This window comes from Alteromonas sp. CH_MED4-4, assembly GCF_037029575.1.
GTDB lineage: Bacteria > Pseudomonadota > Gammaproteobacteria > Enterobacterales > Alteromonadaceae > Alteromonas > Alteromonas macleodii.
The window spans coordinates 14871-41143 of record NZ_JAYMEU010000013.1 but is presented as its reverse complement, the minus strand read 5'-3'; the positions used below and the strand labels follow the sequence as shown (position 1 = coordinate 41143).

Here is a 26273-nt window from a genome sequence, read left to right as displayed (position 1 = left end):
TTGTCTTCAATTCGCCGCTTTCTAATTCTTACACTGATCAGCGCGCTTGTTTTAGTGATATTTAGTGCAGCACTTAAAGGCTACCGCGCAACGCTGGGTATATCGAATACCTTGTTAGATAACGAGTTAGTTGAGCTATCCCGCGCAATCTCTTACGTAGATAGCGGCACCCGCACACAGCAACAGACACTTTTCTTCCAGGTATGGAAACAAGGTAAGCTGGCCAGCTCATCTACTGACGCGCTAAGCACGCCATTAACCAGCTTCTCCGAGGGTTTTTCTGAAGTAAACGCACTGGGTACACGCTGGCGGGTACATACCCGGTTTAACCCGAATAATGATAGCTGGTATATGGTAGCTCAACCCGTAAGTAGTCGCTTCACTTTAACTGACTCGCTAACTGTAGCCGCCATCACCCCTTTTATAATTAGTGTGCCTATTCTTGCATTCATTCTCTTTTTTGGCATTACTTGGGGACTATCGCCGTTAAAACACCTATCAAAACTCCTTGCCAGCCGACAGGGTAATGATTTTTCTACCATTGCGTTATCCCGTGAGCCCAGTGAACTTAGCCCTGTTGTTACTACGTTAAACACCATGTTCACGCGACTGAATTCAGCATTCGAACGAGAGCAGCAATTCGCATCAAACGCGGCGCATGAGCTTAGAACTCCGCTCAGCGTGATGAAAATAAACATTCACAATATAGCGAACGAGTTAGGTGAAAAAGGCCACGTGTTGGCTCCGCTCAAAGCAGACACTGATAGAATGATCCACGCGGTAAATCAATTCCTTTTGCTTACTCGCACCAGCCCAGAAACGTTTGCAGAACAGCGAGAACCTGTAAATGTGCACGTGGTCGCGCAAGAGGTGATTAGTGACCTATACGGCGCTATTGAAAATAAAAACCAAGAGATAGCACTGGAAGGAGAAGAAGCTTGGTTGCTAAGTTCTCAATTTGTCCTTTACACCTTGCTTCAGAACTTAGTGAGCAATGCGAGTAAATACTCTCCTAGCGGTGCACAAATAATTATTAAGATTGAACGACGGAAAGACGAGCTTATTTTAAGCGTCTGCGATTCTGGGCCAGGCATCCCTGCTGACCAGCGCGCTGTCGTGCTAAACCGGTTCAAAAGAGCATCTAACAGCTCGCCTCATTCGGGAAGCGGCTTGGGGCTAGCCATTGTAGAACAAATCGTTGTATTACACGGGGCTGAGCTCTCTTTAGATGAAAGTTCGCTCGGGGGATTAGAAGTTAGGGTGGCATTTTCCAATGACTACATACTCTAAGATTTCTTTATTCTGCTTTTCAGCCCTTTGTGCTTTTTATACGCCCCTTGCGTTCGCCTTACCTGAAGTGGTGGTGGAAATTAAAGAGCACTTATTCTTTCCTCAGGAAGTGATTGTGCCTGCAGGGCAAAAAGTAAAGCTAACCTTTGTCAATTTCGATGATACTCCCGAAGAAATAGATAGCTTTTCTTTGAACAGAGAAAAAGTGATATTTGCGAAAAGCCGAGGGACCATCTTTATTGGCCCATTAAAAGCCGGTGAGTATCCTTTTTTTGGTGAGTTTCATCCTAATAGCGCAATAGGAAAGGTAATAGTTAAAAGCAAAGAGGGCACGCTGGATGCTAATTAATACCGTCGTTCTCTTCTTGCGTGACACCTTGCCCATATTCATGCTCATTAGTGTATTGCTGGCGCTGCCGCGTGTATCTACGCTTGCCGTTGTGTGGCGGGTGTTGCTGCTGGTATTGCTCGCTGTATTTACCTACCCCCAGCTAGGACTGGTATCGCAACTATCAGAAGGTGCCGGATTTGAGTATCTCAAATCAATACTGTTTTTTATTGCGTGGTTGGGTATGTGCCTTGTTGTCCTTTTGCCGTCACGCATGTCGAATAGGTTCAGTCTAGGCCTCACCCTGCTAATAATAGGTATTGGCTTACCCAATTCGCTGCACTTTTTAGTTTATTTTGTTTCCGAGTTATCAGGTAATAGTGATAGTACGTTATTGCTCTTGGGCACTATCATTGGTCTGGGTATAAGTATTAGCATCGCGATTCTACTTAATATTTTGCTCACCCACTTTGTTAGCAAGCGAGCAACATACTTTTTTGCAACCACATTTGTGGCAGCTCAAACCGCTAATATCGCATTATTATTGGAACAAACTGACACCTTCCCATCGCCAAGGCAGCTATGGGATAGCAGCACAATTATTAGTGACAATAGCGAATATGGTCATCTTCTGAATTCTCTTATTGGCTATGAGGCTACGCCCTCTATGAGCTATTTATTGGTGTTTTTCTTCGCACTTATCGTGCCTAATTTAATTGCTTTCTTTTCTTCAAAAAAGAGATTCTCTGATGAAATTCAGGAGGTCGCACAGTGAGACGTTTTCTCCTTACTGCTATCGCATTATGCGCCGTGTTTTCAAGTAACGGTTATGCAGATAATTTTACCGTAGATAAGGTTTATCACCCTTATGTATTACCCTTTGAACGTGAGTTTGAGTGGCGACTTACCTCAAGACAAAATGACGATGGCAATGTTTTAATGCAACGCTTCTCATTCGGCCATGCACTTTCAGAGTTTATGATCCTCGAGACATACCTTGTCGGTGCGCGGGATGAAAATGAAGATTTTGGCTTAGAAAGCTACGAAGTAGAGTTACGCTGGATGATGACTGAACAAGGGCGATACTGGGCTGACTGGGCAACGCTGTTTGAGCTGGAAAAGCAGCACAATACCGATGACTGGGAAGTTAAAGCGGGGATATTAACAGAAAAAGAGTTTGGCCAATTCAGTTTAACAACTAACATTAGCTTGGTGTACGAGTGGGGTCAAACTGTTGAGAATGAATGGGAAAGCGAATTTAAAGCCAAGTTTAGGTATCGCTGGATCCCTGAAGTACAACCTGGATTGGAAGTGTATGTAGCAGAGGATTTTATCGGGGTTGGTCCAGCATTCATGGGTATAAAACGCTTTGACCGACAGAAGCAGTTAAAATGGGAACTGGGCTTTATTGCCGGACTAAATGGTGACAGTAAAGATCACACACTTCGCATGTCGTTGGAATACGAATTTTAATGCAAGTTTGCACTTTAGCGCCTAACTTAAGCTTTCCTTAAGGTTCAACATTTAAAGTGCACGTCATTCGATGATTTACCAAATATTCTTATGCACCAGTTTGACGTCAGTGTTGTTTTACCTGCTAAAAATGAAGCCAAAAACCTTTCTGCTTTGTTACGAGAAATTGCAGAAGTGGTTCCAAGTACAACAACAGAAATTATTGTTGTTGATGACGGTAGCAGTGACGACTCCCTATCCTTGCTGCATAACCTTTCAAGCACCTTGCCGGTAAGTTGTCGTGTCATCGTCCACCCTATGAGCTGCGGTCAAAGCACTTCGGTTTTTCACGGCGTTTTACAGGCAAAAGGCAAGTGGATCATCACCCTTGATGCTGATGGGCAAAACGATCCTGCTGATATACCGCGACTTATTCGCGCAGCTAAAGAGACTAATGCAGCGCACTTCTGCGTTATAGGGCATCGTAAAAAGCGAAAAGATACCCCGTGGAAGCGATTTCAGTCTAAAGTTGCCAATCGTGTTCGCCAGTGGATCCTACAGGACGACACACCAGACACGGGCTGTGGCTTGAAACTCCTCCCAAGAAGTACCTTTTTACTTTTGCCCTATTTCGACCATATGCACCGATATATTCCCGCTTTAACCAAAAGGCTTGGGGGAGACGTGGTATGTGTATCGGTTAATCATCGCGCGCGCTTAGAAGGTAAATCAAATTACACAGCGTGGAATCGTGGCTGGGCAGGGATCATCGATATGCTTGGCGTCAGATGGCTAATGCACAGAAATAAGCTTAATCACATTACCAGCGGAATTGGTAATGAAGACTAATATTCGCCGCCTCAAAAGCTTCATACAGTTTTTCATCGGGGCAGCAAGCATCGCGCTTGTCTGCTATGTGTCGCTTGAGGTCACTGGTGAAGTATGGAAGCACGGTGATGATACAGATTGGTTGAATGCCTATATTTCTAATTTAAATTGGCAATCGCTGTGCATGATACTGAGTGCTTGTGTTGTACTTTTAACCATGGGTTTTCCCCGTCAGGCTGTCAGTTTTTTTTGCGGAGTGGGCTTTGGCGCATTGCAGGGAGGATTAATTGCCTTGTTGCTAACGGTATTGTCTGCATGCATAGCCTACGCATTAGCAAATGGCCCTCTACGCTCACTTGCCGTCCGTCTTTTAGGTACAAAATTAAAGCCTGTTGAAAACAAACTGGCCAAGCGAAGTTTTCGCAATGTGCTAATTGTTCGTTTATTCCCTGTTGGCTCCAACCTAATCACAAACGCCGTAGCAGGTGTGCTAAGCGTTCCGTTTGTCCCGTTTATTGCTGCAAGTGCAATCGGCTTTGCGCCTCAAACTTTTTTGTTTACCTTGCTTGGAAGCGGTTCTCGATTTGTCAGCTCCCTCGAACAGCCTTTACAAATTGGTGGCTTAATCATTAGCCTTCTTCTACTTCTATCCTTATCAGGCATTTCTCGTAGGAGTGAGCCGTCGTGAGGCTTATGCTTAATTCAAATAGCCATGCATCTACCCTGTTCTTTTTTGCCTGTGCTCTGATATTTGTTGGTCTGGGTTTCAGAGATGCTTGGCCCCCCGATGAGCCTCGATTCGCATTGGTCGCAAAAGAGATGGTGAACAGTGGACAGTGGCTTGTGCCCATGCGCGGTGGCGAAATTTATCCGGACAAGCCCCCTGTGTTTATGTGGTGTATTGCCTTCTTTTACCTTATAACGGGTAGCCTGAAGGTGGCTATGCTCCTGCCTAACGCTATCGCAAGCCTTGTCACTTTGGGGTTAACCTACAAGCTATCGCTAAGACTTGCCAATGAAAAAGCGGCAATGTTGAGTATGCTCGTACTTCTACTGAGCCCTCAGTTTCTTATTCAAGCCAAATTCGCTCAAATAGATGCCCTTGTCGCCTGCTTTATCTGGATTGGCGTCTACGGACTCGTTCAGCACTTTTATGTGCATGTTAATTGGCGGTGGTACTTTGCAGCATGGTTCTTTATGGGGCTTGGGATCATAACCAAAGGCGTTGGCTTTTTACCTGTTCTTTTATTTATCCCCATTGCATTTTTCGCATTTACCAGCGGCTCACATAGCGGCAAGTGGTCATTGCGCATGTTGTTTGGTCCCTTAATCATGCTATCAGTTGTGGCGATGTGGCTTGCACCTCTGCTTTATCTTGGTTTGATAAAACAAGAGCCTCAAATACAACAATACTTGTCGAATATTTTGTTTAAACAAACGGCTGAGCGATATGCCAATGCCTGGCACCACATAGAGCCCTGGTATTACTATATTGTTGAAGTTATTCCTGTATTTTGGATAACTCCAATTGCCATACTTGTATCAAAAGCTAAGTCGTTAAAAGATGTACTTATTCACAACCCCGCTTACTCATCCTTGTTGATATGGGTAATATTGGTTGTCATTTTCTTTAGTATCAGCCCAGGTAAACGTGGTGTTTATGTTCTACCGGCACTGCCTGCGTTGAGTATGGTTGCAGGTCTGGTACTTGCGAATTCAACTTTATCAAGAGGGTTGCTGCTTTTTGCGCGCGCAGTTACCTCGTTAATCTCTGCCGTTTTATTGATTGCTGGCTTAGCACTGCTATTTCACGAGCCCACTGCTGTTAAGCTGATGACGCGCTTTGACAGCGACAGCGAAACCCTTGTTCGTTTAAGCATAGTATTACTTGTACTCGGATTCGCTGGGCTTTGTACTCTTATTGTCTACTATGTTTACAATAAAAAGCGCAACGCAGGGGATGGAGAATTACTCGCCCGCCAATTACTGGCATGGCTTTTCATTTTAACTGTAATTCCTTCCACATTCGGTGCATGGCTGCTAAACGACTACCGTACTCCCCGTATAGTCCTTCAAAATGCAGAAAGCCAGATAAGTAATATGTTGACGAAGGATTCAACTGCCTTCGAGGTGGGGATAGTCAGCTTTAAAGAACAGTATTTGCTTTATTCACCCTTTGAAATGGCTCATTTTGGTTACCATACTCCGAAAGAAGTAGAAAACGGGACAGCGTGGGCTTGGTTGACCGATACTTCCGAGCCTTCCCGCGAGCAGACAAAGATTTCAGACCGGCGGGTTAGACCGCCAATACGTCAACGCTTTTTGTTAGTTCCAAGTGACTACAAATTTCAATGTGTAGACTTATCACAAGCCACTTCACAGGGTGTAGCCCACCGTGACGAATGGTTGTTGCTTCCTGCCACTGCTGCGAACGCTACCTGTGATTTACCGGCTAACGGCCCAGTTTTTAATAGCTATGACGGCTCAAGCGATTAATTAGCTTGGGCGTTCTTAACATTTTGGGCTGACATTTATAAAAGTTTTTCCCACTTAAGGTTCTCTTAAGGTCTCGCGTAAATACTCATAACATCGCAAAACCAATGAGCATGTTTATGAGTCACGTTTTAGCTTCTGTTCCAACCCAGGTTGCTAGTCAGCAATCTGCGATTGTCTCAAAGGAAAAGCCCGCAATAACCTTTATCGCGGCAAAACATGGACATAATGCCCGCCGCCGTATTGAAGCGTTTATAGCGAGTGGTTTTAAAGCTCGCTACAACGCACGAGTGACTTCCTTTATGCCTATGCTGTTTGCTCTTGACGCTAAGGGAGTTAAAGCCGCCGCAGGCGCAAGATTTGCCGCCTATGATGGTCAGAATAATTCTCTTTTTATAGAGCAATACCTTAACACTTCGGTAGAAACTGCCCTCACCCTACAAGGGATAACCGTAAACAGAGCGCATATTGCTGAAGTTGGTAACCTTTTTAGCAGTGCATCGCGCTATACCCTCCCCTTGTTATTTGCCCTGTTCTTCGTTTTAAAACGATGTGGTAGCAAATATCTGGTTTTCAGTGCGACCTCACAGCTCACCTCTTTACTCATGGGCGCGGGTATTCAACTCCTCCCCCTTGTTAAAGCCGATGCGTCAAAACTTAAAGGGAATAGCGATGACTGGGGCACCTATTATGACACCGCTCCTCAGGTTACTGCCCTGTCGCTACATCACGTAACACAACACATAATTGGCTGCCCTGAACTTAATGCTCATTACCAACGTGCAATTGAGCTTATTTCCGCAAATGTGGATGCGTTAACGCAAAATATCTGCACAAAAAAGGAAACAGCGTATGTTGCTTAATCAGTATATAAACGGGCACGACGATGACGTTGCGCTGAAATGCAAAGACGGTTCAATGACTTACTGCGCCCTTTTGAGCGCCGTCGAGAACCTCGCAAGCTGGATAACAAACCACAATGCCGAGAGGGTGGGCATTGCCTTTGACAATAGCTTTGCATGGGTGATTGCTGATTTAGCCTGCCAACAGGCTAACGTTTGCTGTGTCCCCGTTCCGCTATTTTTTAGCGCTTCCCAACAAGAACATGTATTAAATGAGAGCCAGTGTCACTTTTTATTGACCAATCGCGGAGGTGAACTAAGTGAATGGAGTGATTCACCGATTGTTATTGATAGCGAAAACGACATTGTCGCTCATTCACTCAAACATGACTCTCGTGTATACACACCTGTAGGTACTAACAAAATAACCTTTACTTCTGGCTCTACGGGCTCACCGAAAGGCGTGTGCCTGTCAACTGAATCGCAATGGAAAGTTGCCCATTCTATTGAGCGTGCTGTTCAACCAGAAATAGTGAACCACCTGTGTTTACTGCCATTGTCTACCCTGCTTGAAAATGTTGCAGGTGTTTACGCCCCTCTGTACCACGGCGGCACGGTTTATTTAGCCACGGCATCTGAGCGCGGATTTCAAGGAAGCAAACTCGTCAATCCAAACGCACTGCTGTCACTGATAGACCGCGTTCAACCAACGTCTGTGATCTTGGTGCCCGACTTGCTAATGGTGCTAGTACAGGCATGTAATCAGGGCTGGACACCACCTTCATCACTAATGTTCATTGCTGTTGGCGGTGCACATGTAGCGCCCACTTTGCTGGCGCAAGCTCAAGCGAAGGGACTACCAGTATTTGAAGGTTATGGCTTATCTGAAGCGGTATCAGTATCAACATTGAACACGCCCAATTGCAATACGATGGGCAGTGCCGGAAAAACGCTTGGTCATAATCAACTGCACATCGAAGAGGGTGAAGTCGTAGTTACAGGCAACCACTTTCTGGGTTATCTGAATCAACCTTCCTCATTTTATCCGACCCAGGTCAGAACCGGCGATTTAGGCGTCTTTTCTGACAACACACTTACGCTGAATGGGCGTATAAAAAACATAATGGTGAACAGCTTTGGCAGAAACGTATCGCCAGAGTGGATTGAGTCTTTATTGCTGGGAACAGGACTGTTCAGGCAGGCTTTGGTGTATTGCGAAGCTAAACCCTACTGTGTCGCGCTCCTCGTACCCGCTTCCAATACTATTTCTAATACGCAGATTCAAAGCACCGTGGCGCTTATCAATAAGCAGTTACCTGACTATGCGCAAGTTGTTAACTTCGCCACCATCGGTCTTTGCACGCCAGAAAACCAACTGCTTACCCCAACGGGAAAACTAAAACGTGACGCAATAATTACCCGCTACGCAACTGACTTAGACATGCTCTACCAGAGCCAAGACCAACACCAGTACAGCGTTCAAAGTACAACAGCATTTTCTTCTCAATTTGTTATCAAGGAATAATTTATGAATTTCTATCAGCAACTTCAAAGCAACACCGAACATGCCAGACAGTCATTCTTACAGGCGCCGATTATACAACGCTGCTTTAACGGTGATTTTAACCTAAACGACTATATTGCCTTTCTTCAACAGGCTTATCATCACGTTAAGTTTACTGTACCCCTGCTTATGGCTACAGGTGCCAAACTCAACGAAGATAAGGAATGGCTAAGAGAAGCAATTGGTGAATACATTGAAGAAGAAATGGGTCACCAAGAGTGGATCCTTAACGACCTTGCAGCCTGTGGCGTTGATAAAGAACAGGCGAGGAAAAGTCAGCCTGGACCCGCCACCGAATTAATGGTTGCCTATGCTTTTGATGCAATAGCACGCAAAAGCCCACTGTATTTCTTCGGCATGGTATTCGTTTTAGAGGGCACAAGTATTGCGCTTGCCGACGCGGCTGCAAAACAAATCAAAGACAAGTTATCTCTGCCTAAATCAGCGTTTAAATACCTTACCTCTCACGGTGCGCTAGACCAAGAGCACATTGTTTTCTTTGAAGGGCTTATGAACAAAATTACTGACCCCAAAGAGCAGCAAATGATCATTCACAGCGCGAACATGTTTTATCGCTTATACGGAGATATCTTTCGCGAATTAACACCTGAACACGGCCTGGAACAGGTTGCTTGAATTCAAGGGTTTACCTCTGGTGCTTATCCCCCGAGGTAAATTGATAACACGTTAAGGTAAATACAATGAATATTCAGTGGCGTAATCAAGTGGTACTTCTTACAGGTGCAACTGGCGGTATTGGTCAAGCAATAGCCAAGGCGCTTGATGAAAAAGGCGCGCACATTATCCTAACTGGCAGAAGTAAGGCGAAGCTCGAACAGCTGCAACAAAATTTAACCCTTCATCATACTGCCATTGTGGCTGACATTACGTCAGATGAAGGCAGAGATAGAGTAGTAAGTGCCTGCCAACGACGTCCTTTAAGTATTCTGGTTAACAATGCTGGCATTACCTATGTGGGCGAGTTTGAGGGCACCCCAATCGAGTCAATTGTGTCGACAAATATGCTGGCTCCGATGCTACTAACCCAACGCCTACTGCCGTTACTCGAACGTAGACCGTCTGCGCATGTCGTGAATGTAGGCTCAGCTTTTGGAAGCATAGGTTTTGCTGCGCACGGAACCTACTGCGCTACTAAATTCGCTTTGAAAGGCTGGACGGAAGCGATGCACAGAGAATTCAGCGATAGCAAAATTAAATTTCACTATCTAGCGCCACGCGCAACGCGTACCGATATAAATGACGAACGCGCTAATGCGCTAAATGAGGCATTGGGCAACCAGACAGACGAGCCTGATGCAGTAGCGCAAGCATTCATTAAACAGTTAGAAAACAATTTGCCAAGAGTCGCGCTCGGACGTGCTGAACGCTTTTTTGCCAAGCTTAACGCACTAGTTCCTAGTGTTGTTGACAATGCGTTGGCAAAGAAACTTCCAACAATTAAACGCTATGCCTTTCGAAAAACGCAATCACAAGACAAACAGACCAGCGCTCAAAACGATACCCGCCTGGGTAACAAGCTGGTTTAACACGAGGACATTATCATGAAGAAATTAACCACGCTTAGCACCACGGTAATTCTGGGGCTCGGTCTGGCATTAAGTCACACTGCTATGACTCAAGCTAACGAAGTCACAGAAAGTACAGCGCCGACATTAGCCTTAAGCGAAACAGCAACCAGCCCTTTAAAGATACTTCAGCATCAGTGGGCACATATTAACTATGAACTTGATGACGCAGAAAAGGAAAAAGCATTCGTCGCCCTTATTAATACCGCTAAATCTTTCGTAAAGGCAGAACCCAATAACCCTGAGTTATTGATTTGGCAAGGCATAATTCAATCCAGTACAGCTGGTGCCAAGGGGGGACTTGGTGCTCTGGACTACGCAAAGGATGCTCGTAAGAGTTTCGAACATGCAATGCGACTAGATGAAAATGCACTCTCGGGCTCAGCGATGACCAGTCTAGGAGTGCTGTACCATAAGCTTCCGGGTTGGCCTATTAGCTTTGGTAACGACAAAAAAGCTGAGAAATTGCTGAAGCATGCACTTGAAATAAGCCCTGACGGGATAGACCCCAACTATTTCTACGCCGAGTACTTGTTCGATAATGGACAATACGAGCAAGCGCTCAAGTTTGCCAAGAAAGCGCTCGACGCCCCAGCGCGCGCTGATCGTCCTATTGCAGATTCAGGTCGCAAAAGAGAGATCGCTTTATTGGAAGCGAAAATAGCGAGAAAAAGTTAGTCACCCTAAAGGTATACAGGGAAAGGCAATGCTCTTATTGCCTTTCCATTTTCAACAAGTATTAGATTTTCGCTGCAAATACCGTTAGATTAGCCGCCGATTCAACGATAATTCATGAAATTACTAACAATTTCGTCGAGTTATCTCGTTTATTCCTAACTACCTCTATCTTATAAAGGCGACTTTTCATGCAGAAAAAGAATTTCTTCTCTCCTTTTCTATTCATCCTTATTACTACGTTGTCGATATCTACGGTTCATGCAAACACCCCTGATTTACTACCGTTACAACACGCGTGGGCAAAAACGAACTATGAGCTTGAAGGTGAAGCCCAATTAGAGGCATTTTCTGCACTGATTGCGCAGGCGAAAGTGTTAGTCGAGCAATCAGAAAATAGCGCTGAAGCACTGACCTGGCTAGCTATCTCTCAATCAAGTACTGCAAGTGCGAAAGGCGGTTTAGGTGCCCTGGACTTTGCTGAAAGTGCGAAGGAAAATTTAGAACGTGCCATTGAAAAAGAGGAAGCGGTATTAGAGGGGACGGCACTTACTGTATTGGCGGCACTTTTTCATAAAGTACCAGGCTGGCCAGTTAGCTTTGGAAGCGATAAGAAGGCAAAACAATTATTTAAGCGTGCATTAGAAATTAACCCAGAAGGTATGGACCAAAACTTCTTTTATGCTGAGTTTCTTTTCGACGATGGTGAATACGAAGAAGCCCAAGGGTTTTTAATCCGCGCTCAAAACGCGCCTGAAAAAGCCAACCGCCCTCTAGCCGATAAAAAACGCAGAGAAGAGATTGCTATACTTCAGGCAAAATTGGATAAAAAAGCATAGTATCATTTGCTTTATGCGGGGCTATCGCGCGTCGCTAATGAGTTCGAAATAAGCAATATCCCCGCTTTTTGCGTGTAGAAAGGTGAATTTAACGCCTTTCTACATAAAATGCGCATACATAGGTGGCACTTATCCTCATGTATAAATTGTAAACAGTTCTAATTCGGTATCAGCACTCCTAATATGAAAGAAAAAAGGAGTGGCCCAATGCCTAAAATCCCACGTTCCTCAGACAACGACTATACCCACGACATGAGCCGAACACGCCGCGAATTTATTGCGCGCGAAACCGGCACTCAGCTAAATCACTTAGGACACTATTCTATACCGCCAGAAACCTTGTCGGGAAACATAGAAAACTTTGCCGGCGTTGCACAGGTTCCTATTGGCTTCGCAGGCCCAATGCTAGTGAATGGAGAGTACGCCAAAGGTGAGTTCTACGTTCCAATGGCCACAACAGAGGGTACGCTAACAGCCAGCTACAGCAGAGGCATGCGTCTAACAAGAGAAGCAGGCGGTATAACGACCACCGTTATTGACGATGCCATGCAGCGGGCGCCCATGTTTGCGTTTTCCGATGCACGTGAAGCACTCGCATTTGGCAGGTGGGTCGAGCAAAATTTTGAAACCATTAAACAAGCCTGTGATAGTACCACCAGCGTGGGCAAGCTAAGGGATATTGAGCAGTATGCTGCCTCTAAGCTCCGCTGGCTTAGGTTCAACTTCACCTGCGGTGATGCAGCTGGGCAAAACATGGTAAGTAAAGCTACCAAAGCAGGCTGCGAGTGGATACAGGCAAACTATTCGGGCCCTATTGAGCACTTTGTGCTGGCAGCAAACCTTGATACCGATAAAAAGCACTCGCACTTAAACTCGCTGCATACCCGCGGAAAGCGCGTTGTAGCAGAAATCACCCTGCCAAAACAACTTATGACGGAGATTATGCATTGTCCGCCAGAGGCTTTGTTTAAACAGCGCCAATATTCAAATATGGGCGCATTGATGGCAGGCAGCGTTAACAATGGTGCGCATTTCGCTAACGGCATTACCGCCATGTTCATCGCTTGCGGGCAAGATGTCGCTAATGTGGCGGAGTCGTCTGCGGGGTTTACCTACGCTGAAATTATGCCAAATGGAGACTACTACTTCTCTGTGACTATTCCATCGTTAATCGTTGCTACATACGGTGGTGGAACCGGTTTAGCTACACAAAACGAATGTTTAAGCGTACTTGGCTGCACAGAAAGGGGCAGCGTAAATAAGTTTGCGGAAATTGTCGCTGCGACCGTATTGTGTGGCGATCTGTCGCTGGGTTCTGCAGTTGTCGCAGACGAATGGGTAAGCAGTCACGAGCGACTGGGTAGAAACCGTTAAAGGTTTTTATACCTGTCACCTAACGCTTAGCAATGTAGTTCGAATAAACTGTGCGCTACTGCCGAAGGTGAGTAAATTCTGTATAGAGAAGTTATACAGCAGGCATGCTGGGGCGCGTAACAACAAAGTACGCGCCTATTCCCATAAATAGACCTATGCCTATGTAAGCTGGAATAGGCATTGATGCGAACAGACAAACCAAAATAAAGCTCACCAACATACTGCAACACGCTATGCATTTCACTTTTTTCGAAATTGCACCATGTTTTCGCCACGCAACAAGACTGGGGCCATATTTAGGGTGTTGAAGTAACCAGTTTTCAAGGCGCGGTGAAGATTGAGTAAAACAAAAAAGCGCACCTATCAAAAATACCGTGGTCGGCATAACAGGTAAAAACGCGCCTATAATGCCAAGAAGCGTTAAAAACAGCCCCAGTGTAGAATACAGTATTTTTTTCATAAAACGGTTACGCCCAATTCAGTCCAACTCCTTGGTAAGTGTCATGACTTAACACCAGCGACACGCCCTTCCAATATGCCAAATTTATACTCAGATATTAGATAAAGTGGATCTACATTGCTTTGTCGTAAATCAAACCTACTCTATAACCATACGCCAAAATAATGAAGTTTCCATCTACATTGGTCTAATTCTAGGGACTAAACCTCAAGCTTAATGCAATTCAACAATTCGCTGCGCGTCTTCAGCTTAGAAAATTGACGATAAGGTCAATATTTGGGAAAGTTTTTAGTATTCAGAATGTGCCATTTACTCAACACTGGAAGAAGACGACTGCTTAACCTGCTGCCACAGCGCTTCCATTTCATCAAGCGTCAATGCGTCGAGCTTGTCGCCCTGTTCAGCCGCCAAGCGCTCTACGCCTTTAAAACGGTTAGCAAACTTGTTACTGGCGTTTCTAAGTGCGGTATCAGCATCTACCTTGCAATGTCTTGCCAAGTTAACCATGGCAAAAAGTGCATCACCAATTTCTTCTTCAATTGCTTTTTGGTTGTCGGGCACGCCACTGTTTAAAGGTGCAACACCAGTATTCAGTGCTCGCTGTTTGAAATCCAGCTCCTGCTGAATCTCTTCCACTTCCTCACGCACTTTATCTATGACAGGTGCGGCATCAGGCCAATCAAAACCTACCTTTGCACAGGCTTTTTGCAGCTTTTGCGCGTACATTAGTGCTGGCATACCTTTAGGCACATTATCTAGAATACTGTTTTCTATTGCTTCGTTGTCTTGCTTTAAACGCTGCTTTTTAAGCTGCTTTTCCTGGGCTTTGATAGCATCCCACTGCGCGTTTAAAGCAATATCGCTCAATTGGGTACGTTCGACCGTGACGTTTTCATTTGTATCGACTTCGCCCTCAGGTGCATGCGAATTAGCAAAAACATGAGGGTGGCGACGCACGAGCTTATCGCTAATGCTTTTCGCCACATCGTCAAAAGAAAATGCACTCGACTCACTGGCTATCTGCGCGTAAAACACTACTTGAAACAGCAAATCACCCAACTCATCTTTAATGTCGTGCATATCACCATTGGCAATAGCATCGGCCACTTCGTAGGCTTCTTCTATAGTGTAGCGAGTTAGGCTTTCCATGGTTTGTTTTACATCCCACGGACACCCAGATTGCGGGTCGCGCAGCTGCGCCATAATTTTAAGCAGCCGCTGCATTTCGCTAAGCTTAGCTTTGTTTGCGTTTTGCATCGGTCACGCCTTTAAGCTGTCGCAATCGGGTTAACACTTTAGACACCGTATCGAGGTCCTGAACCTCTATCGAAATAGTGATAAGCGCCGTCTGTCTATTTTTATCACTTAGGCTGTTCACGCCTAAAAGCGGCACGTTTTCATTCGCCAATACCGTAGTAATATCACGCAACAGGCCAGTTCTATCGTGACAAAATATATCAATACCCGTCTCAAAACCTACTTTAAGCTCTTGTGACCAATTCACTTCTATCTGACGCTCAGGGTGTTGTGACAACAAGTGTTGCAGCTGGTCGCAGCTTTCTTTATGAACGCTTACGCCGCGGCCTTGCGTGATATAGCCTAAAATAGCTTCGCCGGGAACCGGCTTACAGCAGTTCGCCAGCTGGCTCATTAAGTGACCCACCCCTTGCACCACCACTGCATCTTTTTTGCCCGTCCCAGCCGCAGTTTTGCGCGTTTTAACCTTAGGACTAATTTCGGGCTCTGGGGCTGGCGGCTCCTGCAAGTGATGAATAAAGTTAATCACCTGCATAACGCGCACATCACCGGCACCTACCGCAGTGTACAAGTCATCGAGGGTTTGTAAGTTAAACTTCTCAAATGCCTCACTGGGTACTTTGGCAGGCAAATGAGCACGCTGAAGTTCGCGCTCTAGTAGCTCTTTACCGGCAGCAAGGTTTTTGTCTCTGTCCTGCTTTTTAAAGAAGGAATGGATAGTGGCACGCGCCCGTGATGAATGCACATAGCCAAGACCTGGGTGCATCCAGTCGCGGCTTGGGTTTGGCTCTTTTCCAGTAAGTACTTCTATCTGATCGCCACTTTGCAGTAAATAAGTGAAAGGGACTATTCGCCCATTCACTTTTGCGCCAATGCAGCGATGTCCCACGTTGCTGTGAATATAGTAAGCAAAATCAAGCGGTGTAGCGCCTTGGGGAAGGTCAATAACATCGCCTTTTGGTGTGAACACGTACACCCTATCGTCAAACACCTGGCTGCGAAGTTCTTCAACTAAATCGCCAGATTCGGCCACTTCCTCTTGCCACGCTAATATGCGGCGAAGCCAGTTTATGCGTTCGTCATAGCCTGACTGCTTGCCCGTGCTGCCCTCTTTATATTTCCAGTGTGCAGCCACACCCAGTTCTGCATCCTGATGCATTTTTTGCGTGCGAATTTGAATCTCAACCGACTTCCCTTCAGGCCCCACAATAACCGTGTGAATAGACTGGTAACCGTTAGGTTTAGGCGTTGCGATATAGTCGTCGAATTCGTTCGGTAGGTGCTTATAGCTGGCGTGAACCGTACCAAGCGCGGCGTAACAGTCTTGAAGTCGCTCGGCAATAATACGCACCGCACGAATATCAAAAAGCTGCTCAAACGTAAGGCGCTTTTTCTGCATTTTTTTCCAAATGCTGAATATGTGCTTAGGACGGCCGTAAACCTCTGCGCGAATTTCTTCGCTATCAAGCAAGCCCTGCAAGTCGCCTACTATGGTTTCTATGTACTCGGCGCGCTCTCTGCGCTTGCCGTCAAGCTGATGCGCTATTTGTTTGTAGGTGATGGGATGTAGATAGCGAAACGCAAGGTCTTCAAGCTCCCACTTTAACTGACCAATGCCCAAACGGTTTGCCAGTGGCGCATAGATGCTAGCGCATTCGCGGGCCACCATAACGCGGGTTTCTTCGTCGGCTTTTTTAACCTGTTGCAATGCACAAATGCGTTCTGCCATTTTGATCACAACGGCACGCACGTCTTCTACCATCGCAAGCAGCATACGACGAATACTGTCTATGTGCTGTTCGTCCGACTTTTCTGCAAAGCCAGAGCCTTTTACTTTACGCGCATGTAACGACTTGATGGCATCCATTCGGCGCACGCCAACGATCAGGTCGCGTATTTCCCCGCCGAATTCTTCATAAATATCGTCTTCACTTAAGGCGTGCTGTTCGCAATATGGAAAAACCAAGGCTGCCTGAAGCGTTGCATCATCCATATTGAGCTGACACAAAATCTCAACCATTTCCTGACCAACCAACAGTCGCTCTGGAATAGATGACACTGCGCTTAGTTTTTCTTTTGTTTCTGCACTTAACTCAAGGCTATCTAACCACGCTTCAAAGGGCGGTCGGTCGGCTTGGTGGACCTTTCTTGTCGATACCATATCCTTTACTCGTTACTGCTGCTTTCGCGTAAACAAGGCCATCATTTCCATGTGATGGGTGAAGGGGAACATTTCTGCTACGCCCGCTTTTTCCATTTCATATCCTCCGTCTATCAACACCTTCGCGTCTCTAGAAAACGTACTTGGGTTGCAAGAAACATACACTATCGTTTTTGGTAGTGCTTTTACAAGCGCATGACAAACGGTCAACGCCCCTTCTCTTGAGGGGTCGAGTAGTACCTTATCAAAGCCCTGCTGTAATGAAGCCTCGACGTTGATCTTATCGGCCAAATCTAAATGCAGCCACTCTACATTTTCAATGCCCTGTTGCTGTGCATTGTCTTTGGCGCGGCGCACCATCTCTGCCACACCTTCTACCGCCTGAACCTTTGCACCTAACTTAGCAATAGGTAAAGTAAAATTGCCCAGCCCGCTAAACCAATCAGCGATACGTTCGTTGGGCTTTGGGTTTAGCCATCCTATTGCCTGATTAACCATTTTTTCGTTAACCACTTTATTAATTTGAATAAAGTCGTTAGCACTAGGTGAAATTGAGCAGCCATTTACCGTGTTCATCACCATATCAGTACCACGGCCCACACTGCGAATTTGCCCCTGCTTATTTTCAAGCTTTAATTCAATACCGTAAACACCAACTGATGAACTCGTGTTCACCAATTCGCTCACTGCATCAATAAGCTCAGCTTCAAGGGCTTTGGTGTGTTTAATAACAAGATGCGAGGTGTTGTCGCCTGCAATAAGGCTGATATGCCCAATATGACGCGCTGACTCGAACCCTGCAAGCACATCTCGTAAAGGGCCAATAAGTTTAGATAGCGGGTCGACCAGTATTGGGCAGGTTTCTACATTGATAACGTTGTTGCTATTTGCTTCACGAAAGCCCAACTTAATTTGATTGGGGTTGCGGGCATCTATAGCCAGCCTGGCTTTTCTGCGATATTGAGGGCGCGGCCCTGCTAAAGGTGCTTGCCAAACGTGTGGCTTCATTGCAAGGTGACGTTCCATCATCACTTTAAGAGCACGGTCACGTTGCACAAGGGCAGCGTCGGGCTTTATGTGCTGTAGCTGACACCCGCCACATACATCAAACACAGGGCAAAAAGGCGCTTGTCTTTCATCACTTGGCGAGTGAATGTTTGTCGCCCTGGCGTTAATGACTTTCTTTTTGCTTGATACCACCTCTATGTCGCAGGTTTCTCCTACAAGGGCACCTTCAACAAATACCATCGGATTGCCGCGCACTACGCCATTGCCCATCCAGTCTAAATCTTCAATGGTGACCGTGTTAGGTTTTTGACTTTCACTGGTATCCGCTGCATTTTTGCTTTTCCCAAATCGAAGTCCTGCGACCTGCGCGTTGGCTCTGGCATTCCCTTTTTTTGAAGCGCCACGCTCAGTAAGCGACGTTTTGCCTTTTTGCTTGCTGCGAGATTGTTTAAAAAGGTTTGCCAAGTGTAACTCCGGTTACTTGCTTTACGTGGTTTGATGTTAGTAGAGGTTTTTGCACGCGCTCACCAAATAGAAGTCGCCTACGTGGGTTAGGGGCAGTTGCTCTATTCAGTTTCTAGTATAACGGTGGCGACAGCATAATGCTGCTCATCTGAAATACTGACCACGCTTCGCGTGATACCTCGGTTTTTGCACATTGCAGCAAACTCGCCAGAAAAATGAAGCTCTGGCGCACCTAAATGGTTATTGCGCACTTCTATATGCTGCCAGCTGATCCCGTTTCCAATTCCTGTACCAAGGGCTTTCACTGCCGCTTCCTTGGCGGCAAAACGTTTGGCTAAGAAGCGAACCGGCGTACCGTGCTCGCTGAACTGCTGCCACTCGGCAGGCGTAAGTACTCGCTTGGCTAAGCGTTCATTAGCACCGTCACCTTTACCAAGTCGCGCTATCTCTACAATGTCAGTACCTAGCCCTGCAATCGCCACGTTATCTACACCCTTTTGAATCTAAGGTTAAATGCCCGCTCGTGCTTCTAGCATAAGTTTACGCATATCAGCTACAGCCGTATGAAGGCCATCAAACGCGGCGCGAGCAATGATAGCGTGGCCAATATTAAGTTCGATTAACTGAGGGATAGCCGCAATAGGCTTAACATTGTGATAGTGCAAGCCGTGACCTGCATTCACTTTAAGCCCTAAGCTATCGGCGTACTCGATACCTTCAACTAAACGCGCTAGCTCTTTATGCTGTTCTTCTTCGCTGGTAGCTTCTGCGTATTGTCCGGTGTGAATCTCGATGTAAGGAGCGTTACATGCTGCGGCCGCGTCAATTTGCGCTTTGTCTGCATCAATAAATAACGACACCAAAATGTTCGCATTAGCGAGTCGCTCGCACGCCGCTTTGATGTTTTCAAAATTCCCTGCCACATCAAGACCACCTTCGGTAGTCAGCTCTTCGCGCTTTTCTGGTACTAAGCAACAAAAAACAGGCTTCACTTCTTCGGCAATTGCCAGCATTTCATCGGTTACCGCCATTTCCAAATTAAGTCGGGTATTAATGGTTTGCGCTAAAATGCGTACATCGCGGTCCTTAATGTGACGGCGGTCTTCACGTAAATGAACCGTGATGCCGTCTGCACCTGCACGCTCGGCAATATCCGCTGCGTGCACTGGATCTGGGTAATGCGTACCGCGCGCATTGCGCAGCGTTGCAATATGGTCGATGTTAACGCCTAATAAAATCGTGCTCATTTCACCACCTAACCTGTAAGAGCGATAGAAGAGGCCTGCTCTTCCTGTTTAATACGTTGCTTTAAGGGTAAAAATACCCTTTTAAGGAAAGTCGCAATTGTAGCAAATTTTTTTGTAGAACGTGCTTATTAAGCGTTTGAGTTAAGAGAAAATAATTTAATGCTATTACCGCGGTTTGTGCATAAAAAGCTCGCGGCTTTTGAGTGGCTTGTCACCAATTAGCGGCTTCAGCAAGTCCCGGCAAAGCACCTTAGCCACTTTTTTACTAAGCGGCGTAAATTCCCCCTGTGACAAACTAAGCAGCGCTCGTCCAGGAAAGCCTCGCATACCGCGGGGACCAGCCATATCTTCGGGAATAGGCACAAAGCCCGCATCTATCTGAAAGTTATAGCTGCCTGTTTCTTCTATGGGCATTTCGTATTCTACGTCAGTAGTAAAGTCGGGCAGTAGCCCCATTTCGTCAAGCAGTGCAAATTCGAACTGTCGCAAGGTCACTTCTATATCGCTATTATCACGAAGGGACAGCAGCGCATTTTCATAAGCGTTGTGAACGCCATCGCTGGCAAGTCCTGCTGGCATAACGCGATTAGTTAGCTCGTTAACGTACATTGCGCAAAATAACGCCGTGCCCACAAGGTTGATGGAAGGCGAAACGCTTTCAACGTGACGTAAGTTTTTTAACTCTGACTTTCCGCTTAACTGTAAACGAAGATGCTGAAAAGGTTGAAGCAGGCTTTTCTTGTCAGATTTACTATTCTTCACCCCTTTCGCTACCGCACTAACACGCCCTTCTTCTAGGGTAAAAAAGTCAACAATATAGCTGGCCTCCCTGTAAGGGCGTCTATGCAGTACATAGGCATTTAACCATTCATTATTCATTGTTGCTCACTGTGTGTTAATTGTTGTGAAGTGGTGCCTGTGGCAACGTTAATATCAGCTGCGCTTAATTCGTACCACTTTCATGGTTTCAAACTCAATGCCAGCCACCTCTTCAACGTGGCGATAGTAGGTGACGTTCACTCGCGCGCCTTTTAAGCTTTGGTATTGCTGTTTACGCCGATAGATAAAAGGGACATCAATACCTTCTAGCATAATGGTGTGGCGAATCCAGTCGCTGTCTTTCTCTTCTCGCTGAACGTGGGAAATCACTTTTGCATTGTCGGTTTGATTCAGCTGACTATGCTTATCCACCAGCTTTTGTCTTTCGCTTTTCACCTTTGCCCCTTTTTTTCCACAACTTTACGCTTATTGCTCGTTAGGCTTACTGGCCATCCGTCTGCGTGTGAACTCGCTCCTGCTAACGCGCTTCTATTTGCTCGACAATAAGTTGCACGGTTTCCTGACCGCGAAATACGTTGATATCGAGCCGATAGGCAATATGCACGCGTTTGACCATGGCATTCGGCCATGATTTTAAATCCACGTTAAACGCAATAGCATCGACCTCGTTAGCACCGTCACTTTTTAACACCATTTTTAGGTGCTTTTGGCCAACTAAGCGCTGGTCAAGTAATGCAAATTCACCATCGAATAGTGGTGATTCAAAGCCCTGTCCAAACGGACCTGCTTGACGCAGTAAATGCGCAAAGGGTAAACACAGCTCTTTCGATGACAAGTCACCGTCGGAAAGTAAAGCATGATTTCCATCAAGCTTTGCCATGTGCGCTCGCGCAATATCAACAAAAGCCTGCTCGAAGTCTTGAAGCTTAGCTACGGGCAAGCTTAATCCAGCGGCCATGGCATGCCCGCCAAATTTTTCGATAACGCCAGGATAGCGCGTATTAACTTCATCAAGTACATCGCGAATGTGCACGCCAGGAATTGAGCGTGCCGAACCTTTAATGATCTCGTCGTCTTGATGGGCAAAAGCGATAACAGGCTTAAGATACTTCTCTTTCAAACGCCCTGCCACAATACCAATAACCCCTTGGTGAAAGTCTTCGCGATAAACCACCAGTGCGCTTGGCATATCGCCTTCATCCAGCGCCATTTGCTCTAGTACGATTTCCGCTTGTGCTTTCATGCCGGTCTCAATTTCACGGCGTTCTTTATTAAGCGCATCGAGTTCCGCAGCGATCATTCGCGCTTGAATGGTTTCATCTTCTAATAAGCACGCAATACCTTGAGACATGTCGTCTAATCGACCCGCGGCATTAAGCCTTGGCCCAACCACGAAGCCTAAATCAGTTGAGGTTAAGTGAGCGCAATCTCGGTTTGCCACTTCAACCAAGGCTTTGATGCCAGGTCGACACTTACCCGCCCGAATGCGCTGAAGGCCTTGATGAACTAAAATTCGGTTATTTTTATCCAGTACCACCACATCGGCCACGGTGCCAACCGCAACAATATCAAGTAGCGACGCTAGGTTTGGTGGCGCTAACCCCGCTCTTTCAAAATGCCCTTGCTGCTGTAACTCGGCTTTAAGTGCTAGCATGATGTAAAAGGCAACGCCAACCCCAGCCAAATTTTTAGAAGGGAATTCACAGCCAGGTTGGTTAGGATTTACTATCGCATCAGCAGGAGGTAGAACATCGCCTGGCAAATGGTGATCGGTAACAACAACCTGCATTCCCAACGACTTTGCATGGGTTACACCGTCAATACAGGAAATGCCATTGTCCACTGTGACAATAACCTCTGCCCTCTGTTTGGCAGCTTCATCCACGATAGGCACGCTAAGTCCGTAACCAAAGTCAAAACGATTAGGTACAAGAAAATCAACGTTTTGATAGCCCATGGCTCGAAGCGCCAATATACATACCGATGTACTGGTTGCTCCGTCGGCATCAAAATCGCCCACAATAATAATACGTTTATTTTGCACAACAGCATTGGCGAGAATTTGCGCGGCCTGCGGCATCCCCTTCAAGACATTGAAGTGTGTTAGCCCTTTTAGACCATTCTCCAAGTCATCTAAATTCGCAATATTACGACCGCGATAAATTCTATCGATAACAGGATGTAAGTCGGAACTAAGCGAGGCGCCGGTAACCTCACGGCGAACAATAGGCAAAATCATGAAATACCACTAACCAATACTGTAAATGCAGTTGTCGATGCCAGTTCAAATAGGCTTTAAATAAAAAGACTGGAGTCGGGACACTTGATAATTAGTGCAGATTCCAAGTAAACGCCCGAGTGAACTGCAAAGCAAAACTGTACGAAAAAACGCTAGAAAATATGAGGACGAATCATACCGCAGAAAACAAAAAAACGCACAAAGCGTGCGTTTTTATCATATTTAAGGTTAAGGACTGAATGGCTATTCAGCTTCCTCCAATGCTTTAGCAAGCAACGCAGCTGGCTGATAACCAGGAATCAATGAACCGTCTGGCAGTACGATATTTGGCGTGCCATTCACGCCTAATTTTTGACCCAACATGTACTGCTCTGCCACTTTATTTTTACAGCTTGCGCTAGCTACGTCGTTACCCGCTTTAGCTTTAGTTAACGCTTTTTGCGGGTCTTTCGCACACCACACCGACACCATATCGTTGTAGTTTTCACTGTTTAACCCAGAACGTGGAAACGCAAGGTAGTGTACGGTGATGCCCGCATCGTTGAGTTCATCAATCTCGTTGTGAAATTTACGGCAATAGCCACACGTAATATCAGTAAATACGCTTATTTCATGCTTTTCGTTTTTGGCCTTAAACGTAATAGACGATGATTCCATCTCTTTTACGCCTTCTTTGCGCAGCCCAGAAAGTGCCAGCTCTGTTTCGTTACGCATCTCTTCATCAATGTTAAAAACACGAGCCTGAAGCAGATACTGCCCGTTTTCACTTACGTAAAATAAACCGCGGTTTGTTGATACCTGAACCAGCCCTGATACTGGAGAGTCAGCAATAGTTTCTACATCTAACCCTAGCATTGAGGTTAATTTATCACGGATAGCCGCTTCATCAGCCGCTTGCGCACTAAGCCCTAATAGAGAACCTGCCGCAACTACACTGGCTAACAATACTTTCTTTACTGCTTTCACTAAATACTCTCCATTTTGCCATTTAAGTTCGCTTGTACTTACTGGCTTAACATACAATTGCTTGAATCGGTATCTTTCCATTTAAAGCAATTGCTAAAAATTTTTACATTCATAACGTTCAGACCGTAAAACTTAGCAAAAAATTGCACTTTAAACGCTAATTTTCTTTTAACCTCAGTACATTTAACGTCAACATTTAAACTCAGTCGCGTTAAAGCACTAACGGAAAATGTACTTTCTAAACGTTTTACATGGCTCGTATCCTACCATAGACCTTTTTATTTTATATACGTCGTCACTGAGCCTCGTCGTATACAGCCCCCAATTTATAGCATTCTTTATTTGAATATTTAGCCACGTGGGTGATGACTGTGGATTAAAGTTTGAAGTCGCTCTGTTGCTACATGGGTGTATATTTGAGTCGTTGACAAATCGCTGTGCCCCAATAGCATTTGTACAACGCGTAAATCAGCACCGTGATTCAAAAGGTGTGTCGCAAAGGCATGACGCAACGTGTGAGGAGAAAGGTGCTGCTCAATTCCCGCTTTCACCGCATAGTATTTAATGCGATGCCAAAATGTTTGACGCGTCATTTTCTGTCCACGCTTGCTTAGAAATACCACATCAGAAGCTTTACTGGCGAGTATCGGTCTTGCTGTTTTAATATAGGTCAGCAGCCATTCTATTGCATCTTCACCAAGGGGCACTAAGCGCTCTTTATTCCCTTTACCCACAACCCTAACTACGCCTTGCTGAAGGCTTATTTGATCCATTGTTAACCCAATAAGCTCACTTACACGAAGGCCGGTCGCGTAAAGCACTTCAAGCATGCTCTTGTCCCGACATTCAATAGGGTCGTCGGTAAGGGGGGCATTTAGCAAATCTTCAACTTGTTGCTCACTGAGTGAAGAAGGCAAAGCTTTGGGTGTTTTCGGATTAGACAGCGCGGAAACTGGGCTATCAACGCGAACCTGCTTACTAATTAGGAATACGAAAAACGCCCGGATAGCGCTAAGCGCACGCTGGGTGCTGCGTGTGGACAGCCCCTTGTCGTGTCGATAGGCTAAATAATCCTGAAGCTGCTCAGTGGTCAGCACAGCGATATCTTTTACGCCTTGATTGTTGCTGAAGATAGCAAGCTTAGTAAGGTCGGTGCGATAGCTTTGCTGAGTATGATCAGACAGTCCTTTCTCAAGCCAAAGCATCTCGATAAAACCATCGATATGCGCCTGACTAGCTGCCGGCACATAAGTTAACTCACGTTGAGTTTTTGCCATCTAAAAGCCACGCTTTTGCTTAATCAGCTCGTAGGCTGATTGAATATCTTGCGCTTTCTTTTTCGCAATTTCCATTGCCTGTTCAGGTAGCCCTTTAGACACCAGCTTATCGGGGTGATGCTCAGACATGCGCTTCCTGTAAGCACGCTTTATTGTCTTTTCATCGTCAGATGCCGCCACACCTAATATGTGATAGGCATCATCTAAACTTTGCTGTTCTGAATAGGCTGATTGGCTGTGCTGACGTTGACCTGAATGAGTGCGTTGTCCTGAGCCAGAGTTAGACCGCTGCCTAAAGCGTATTTCAGCTTCATACATTGAAATTAGATAATCTAAATCACGACGCCTAAAGCCTAGTGGCTTCGCTACTTTTTCAAGTACGTTGTATTCTTCCTGTGAAAGCTGACCGTCGGCGAAAGCGGCTTGAATAAGAATCTCTAAGAATACTTGAAGAATATCCCGTCTACCGTGGCTGGCGTCGTAAAAACCTTTCAACGTATCGACTAAAGGAAAGTCTCGTGCTTTGCCTTCTCTAAATGCATCCTGAGCTTCACGACGGGCATCCCCAGTTAAACGCATCTCGTCCATTAATGCTGTGGCGATTTGAATTTCTCTGTCCGTTACTTTGCCGTCAGACTTAGCAAGATGGCCTAACGCACTAAACAAACTATGAAAGAAAATAGCTTGCTGCTTCAGATTGTCCTGATCGGTAAAAAAGCGCCCAAAGCCACCTAGCTGATTGAAGTCTTGGCGATAGGCTTTATCAAAAAAGTGCCCGACTAACAGCCCTAAGATCGCCCCAGGTATTTTAAGAAACATAAAGCCGAACAAGGCGCCGAGGATTTTTCCCCAAATTGACATCGCGTCATACTCCGTTGGTGCACTGTTTAGAAAGTTGATGTTACTGTAGTGAAATCACGCCGTGCAGAGCGCGTTATACCAATCATCATATCAAATACATAAGTTAATTAACTAGGGCTTGTGCAGCTTGAAATCAAGCTTACTGCCACTAATTGCCTCCGTCTTTGATGTGTTGTGCATATAAAAGTGCATTTTTTTGTCTGAATGGTTGGTAATTACGACAGAAGTGCTTAGAATTGAGCGCTTATATAAATAGTAATAGCGAGTGAAAGCTACATTAA

The 26273-nt window shown here is 45.7% G+C and carries 26 protein-coding genes; 14 read left to right on the top strand and 12 right to left on the bottom strand.

Annotation, left to right across the window (positions count from 1 at the left end; all coding sequences use genetic code 11):
* From WA381_RS10755 to WA381_RS10690, 14 genes are all read left to right on the top strand, one after another.
* On the top strand, positions 1 to 1290 hold the full coding sequence (locus WA381_RS10755) for a sensor histidine kinase (protein WP_014975720.1): 1290 nt from the start codon (positions 1 to 3) through the stop codon (positions 1288 to 1290).
* Positions 1274 to 1639, top strand: coding sequence for a cupredoxin domain-containing protein (locus WA381_RS10750; protein ID WP_156085964.1), 366 nt, complete (start codon positions 1274 to 1276; stop codon positions 1637 to 1639). Before WA381_RS10755 ends, WA381_RS10750 begins: the two co-directional genes overlap by 17 nt.
* Complete coding sequence (locus WA381_RS10745; RefSeq protein WP_049586151.1) at positions 1629 to 2393, top strand: hypothetical protein; 765 nt, start codon at positions 1629 to 1631, stop codon at positions 2391 to 2393. Before WA381_RS10750 ends, WA381_RS10745 begins: the two co-directional genes overlap by 11 nt.
* Complete coding sequence (locus WA381_RS10740) at positions 2390 to 3091, top strand: hypothetical protein (protein WP_039235893.1); 702 nt, start codon at positions 2390 to 2392, stop codon at positions 3089 to 3091. Before WA381_RS10745 ends, WA381_RS10740 begins: the two co-directional genes overlap by 4 nt.
* A 90-nt stretch (positions 3092 to 3181) precedes the next feature.
* A complete protein-coding gene (locus WA381_RS10735) occupies positions 3182 to 3919 on the top strand; it encodes a glycosyltransferase family 2 protein (protein ID WP_049586146.1) in 738 nt (245 codons plus the stop codon).
* A complete protein-coding gene (locus WA381_RS10730) occupies positions 3909 to 4586 on the top strand; it encodes a TVP38/TMEM64 family protein (RefSeq protein WP_049586145.1) in 678 nt (225 codons plus the stop codon). The genes WA381_RS10735 and WA381_RS10730 overlap by 11 nt, the downstream gene beginning before the upstream one ends.
* Before the next feature lie 5 nt (positions 4587 to 4591).
* Positions 4592 to 6394, top strand: coding sequence for an ArnT family glycosyltransferase (locus WA381_RS10725; protein ID WP_231506596.1), 1803 nt, complete (start codon positions 4592 to 4594; stop codon positions 6392 to 6394).
* Positions 6395 to 6510: 116 nt separating this feature from the next.
* Complete coding sequence (locus tag WA381_RS10720; protein ID WP_156085962.1) at positions 6511 to 7254, top strand: thermostable hemolysin; 744 nt, start codon at positions 6511 to 6513, stop codon at positions 7252 to 7254.
* Complete coding sequence (locus WA381_RS10715; protein ID WP_156085961.1) at positions 7244 to 8758, top strand: AMP-binding protein; 1515 nt, start codon at positions 7244 to 7246, stop codon at positions 8756 to 8758. The genes WA381_RS10720 and WA381_RS10715 overlap by 11 nt, the downstream gene beginning before the upstream one ends.
* Positions 8759 to 8761: 3 nt before the next feature.
* Positions 8762 to 9433 carry a TenA family transcriptional regulator gene (locus tag WA381_RS10710; RefSeq protein ID WP_156085960.1) on the top strand — a complete coding sequence of 224 codons (672 nt, stop codon included), beginning with the start codon at positions 8762 to 8764 and terminating at the stop codon, positions 9431 to 9433.
* A gap of 65 nt (positions 9434 to 9498) precedes the next feature.
* Positions 9499 to 10344: an SDR family oxidoreductase gene (locus WA381_RS10705; protein ID WP_156085959.1), complete on the top strand. Its 846-nt coding sequence runs from the start codon at positions 9499 to 9501 to the stop codon at positions 10342 to 10344.
* Positions 10345 to 10359: 15 nt separating this feature from the next.
* Positions 10360 to 11061: a tetratricopeptide repeat protein gene (locus WA381_RS10700; protein WP_156085958.1), complete on the top strand. Its 702-nt coding sequence runs from the start codon at positions 10360 to 10362 to the stop codon at positions 11059 to 11061.
* 188 nt (positions 11062 to 11249) lie between these two features.
* Positions 11250 to 11897: a hypothetical protein gene (locus WA381_RS10695; RefSeq protein WP_156085957.1), complete on the top strand. Its 648-nt coding sequence runs from the start codon at positions 11250 to 11252 to the stop codon at positions 11895 to 11897.
* A gap of 207 nt (positions 11898 to 12104) precedes the next feature.
* A complete protein-coding gene (locus WA381_RS10690) occupies positions 12105 to 13271 on the top strand; it encodes a hydroxymethylglutaryl-CoA reductase (RefSeq protein ID WP_156085956.1) in 1167 nt (388 codons plus the stop codon).
* Between the two features lie 91 nt (positions 13272 to 13362).
* Here the strand turns inward: WA381_RS10690 and WA381_RS10685 are convergent, their stop codons facing one another.
* The 12 genes from WA381_RS10685 to djlA form a co-directional block, all read right to left on the bottom strand.
* Entirely contained in the window at positions 13363 to 13731 is a 369-nt protein-coding gene (locus tag WA381_RS10685; RefSeq protein WP_156085955.1) for a YbaN family protein, read from the bottom strand.
* A gap of 309 nt (positions 13732 to 14040) precedes the next feature.
* Positions 14041 to 14988, bottom strand: a complete 948-nt coding sequence (gene mazG / locus WA381_RS10680; protein ID WP_156085954.1) for a nucleoside triphosphate pyrophosphohydrolase — start codon at positions 14986 to 14988, stop codon at positions 14041 to 14043.
* On the bottom strand, positions 14966 to 17149 hold the full coding sequence (gene relA / locus WA381_RS10675; protein WP_156085953.1) for a GTP diphosphokinase: 2184 nt from the start codon (positions 17147 to 17149) through the stop codon (positions 14966 to 14968). Before relA ends, mazG begins: the two co-directional genes overlap by 23 nt.
* 12 nt (positions 17150 to 17161) lie before the next feature.
* Positions 17162 to 18622: a 23S rRNA (uracil(1939)-C(5))-methyltransferase RlmD gene (gene rlmD / locus WA381_RS10670; protein WP_156085952.1), complete on the bottom strand. Its 1461-nt coding sequence runs from the start codon at positions 18620 to 18622 to the stop codon at positions 17162 to 17164.
* A gap of 101 nt (positions 18623 to 18723) precedes the next feature.
* Positions 18724 to 19104 carry a holo-ACP synthase gene (acpS, locus tag WA381_RS10665; RefSeq protein ID WP_156085951.1) on the bottom strand — a complete coding sequence of 127 codons (381 nt, stop codon included), beginning with the start codon at positions 19102 to 19104 and terminating at the stop codon, positions 18724 to 18726.
* A 27-nt stretch (positions 19105 to 19131) separates the two neighbouring features.
* On the bottom strand, positions 19132 to 19869 hold the full coding sequence (gene pdxJ / locus WA381_RS10660; protein WP_014975702.1) for a pyridoxine 5'-phosphate synthase: 738 nt from the start codon (positions 19867 to 19869) through the stop codon (positions 19132 to 19134).
* A gap of 165 nt (positions 19870 to 20034) precedes the next feature.
* Positions 20035 to 20748 (bottom strand): DNA repair protein RecO, encoded by a 714-nt coding sequence (recO, locus tag WA381_RS10655; protein ID WP_156085950.1) that lies wholly within the window; start codon positions 20746 to 20748, stop codon positions 20035 to 20037.
* A 54-nt stretch (positions 20749 to 20802) separates the two neighbouring features.
* Complete coding sequence (locus WA381_RS10650) at positions 20803 to 21084, bottom strand: hypothetical protein (RefSeq protein WP_014975700.1); 282 nt, start codon at positions 21082 to 21084, stop codon at positions 20803 to 20805.
* 82 nt (positions 21085 to 21166) lie between these two features.
* A complete protein-coding gene (gene recJ, locus WA381_RS10645; RefSeq protein WP_156085949.1) occupies positions 21167 to 22888 on the bottom strand; it encodes a single-stranded-DNA-specific exonuclease RecJ in 1722 nt (573 codons plus the stop codon).
* Between the two features lie 243 nt (positions 22889 to 23131).
* Positions 23132 to 23854 carry a bifunctional protein-disulfide isomerase/oxidoreductase DsbC gene (gene dsbC / locus WA381_RS10640; RefSeq protein WP_014948313.1) on the bottom strand — a complete coding sequence of 241 codons (723 nt, stop codon included), beginning with the start codon at positions 23852 to 23854 and terminating at the stop codon, positions 23132 to 23134.
* Between the two features lie 350 nt (positions 23855 to 24204).
* The gene (gene xerD, locus WA381_RS10635; RefSeq protein WP_014975697.1) at positions 24205 to 25131 is read right to left on the bottom strand and encodes a site-specific tyrosine recombinase XerD; all 927 of its coding nucleotides are present in this window, start codon (positions 25129 to 25131) and stop codon (positions 24205 to 24207) included.
* Positions 25132 to 25992 (bottom strand): co-chaperone DjlA, encoded by an 861-nt coding sequence (gene djlA, locus WA381_RS10630; protein ID WP_014948312.1) that lies wholly within the window; start codon positions 25990 to 25992, stop codon positions 25132 to 25134.
* Positions 25993 to 26273 lie beyond the last annotated feature (281 nt).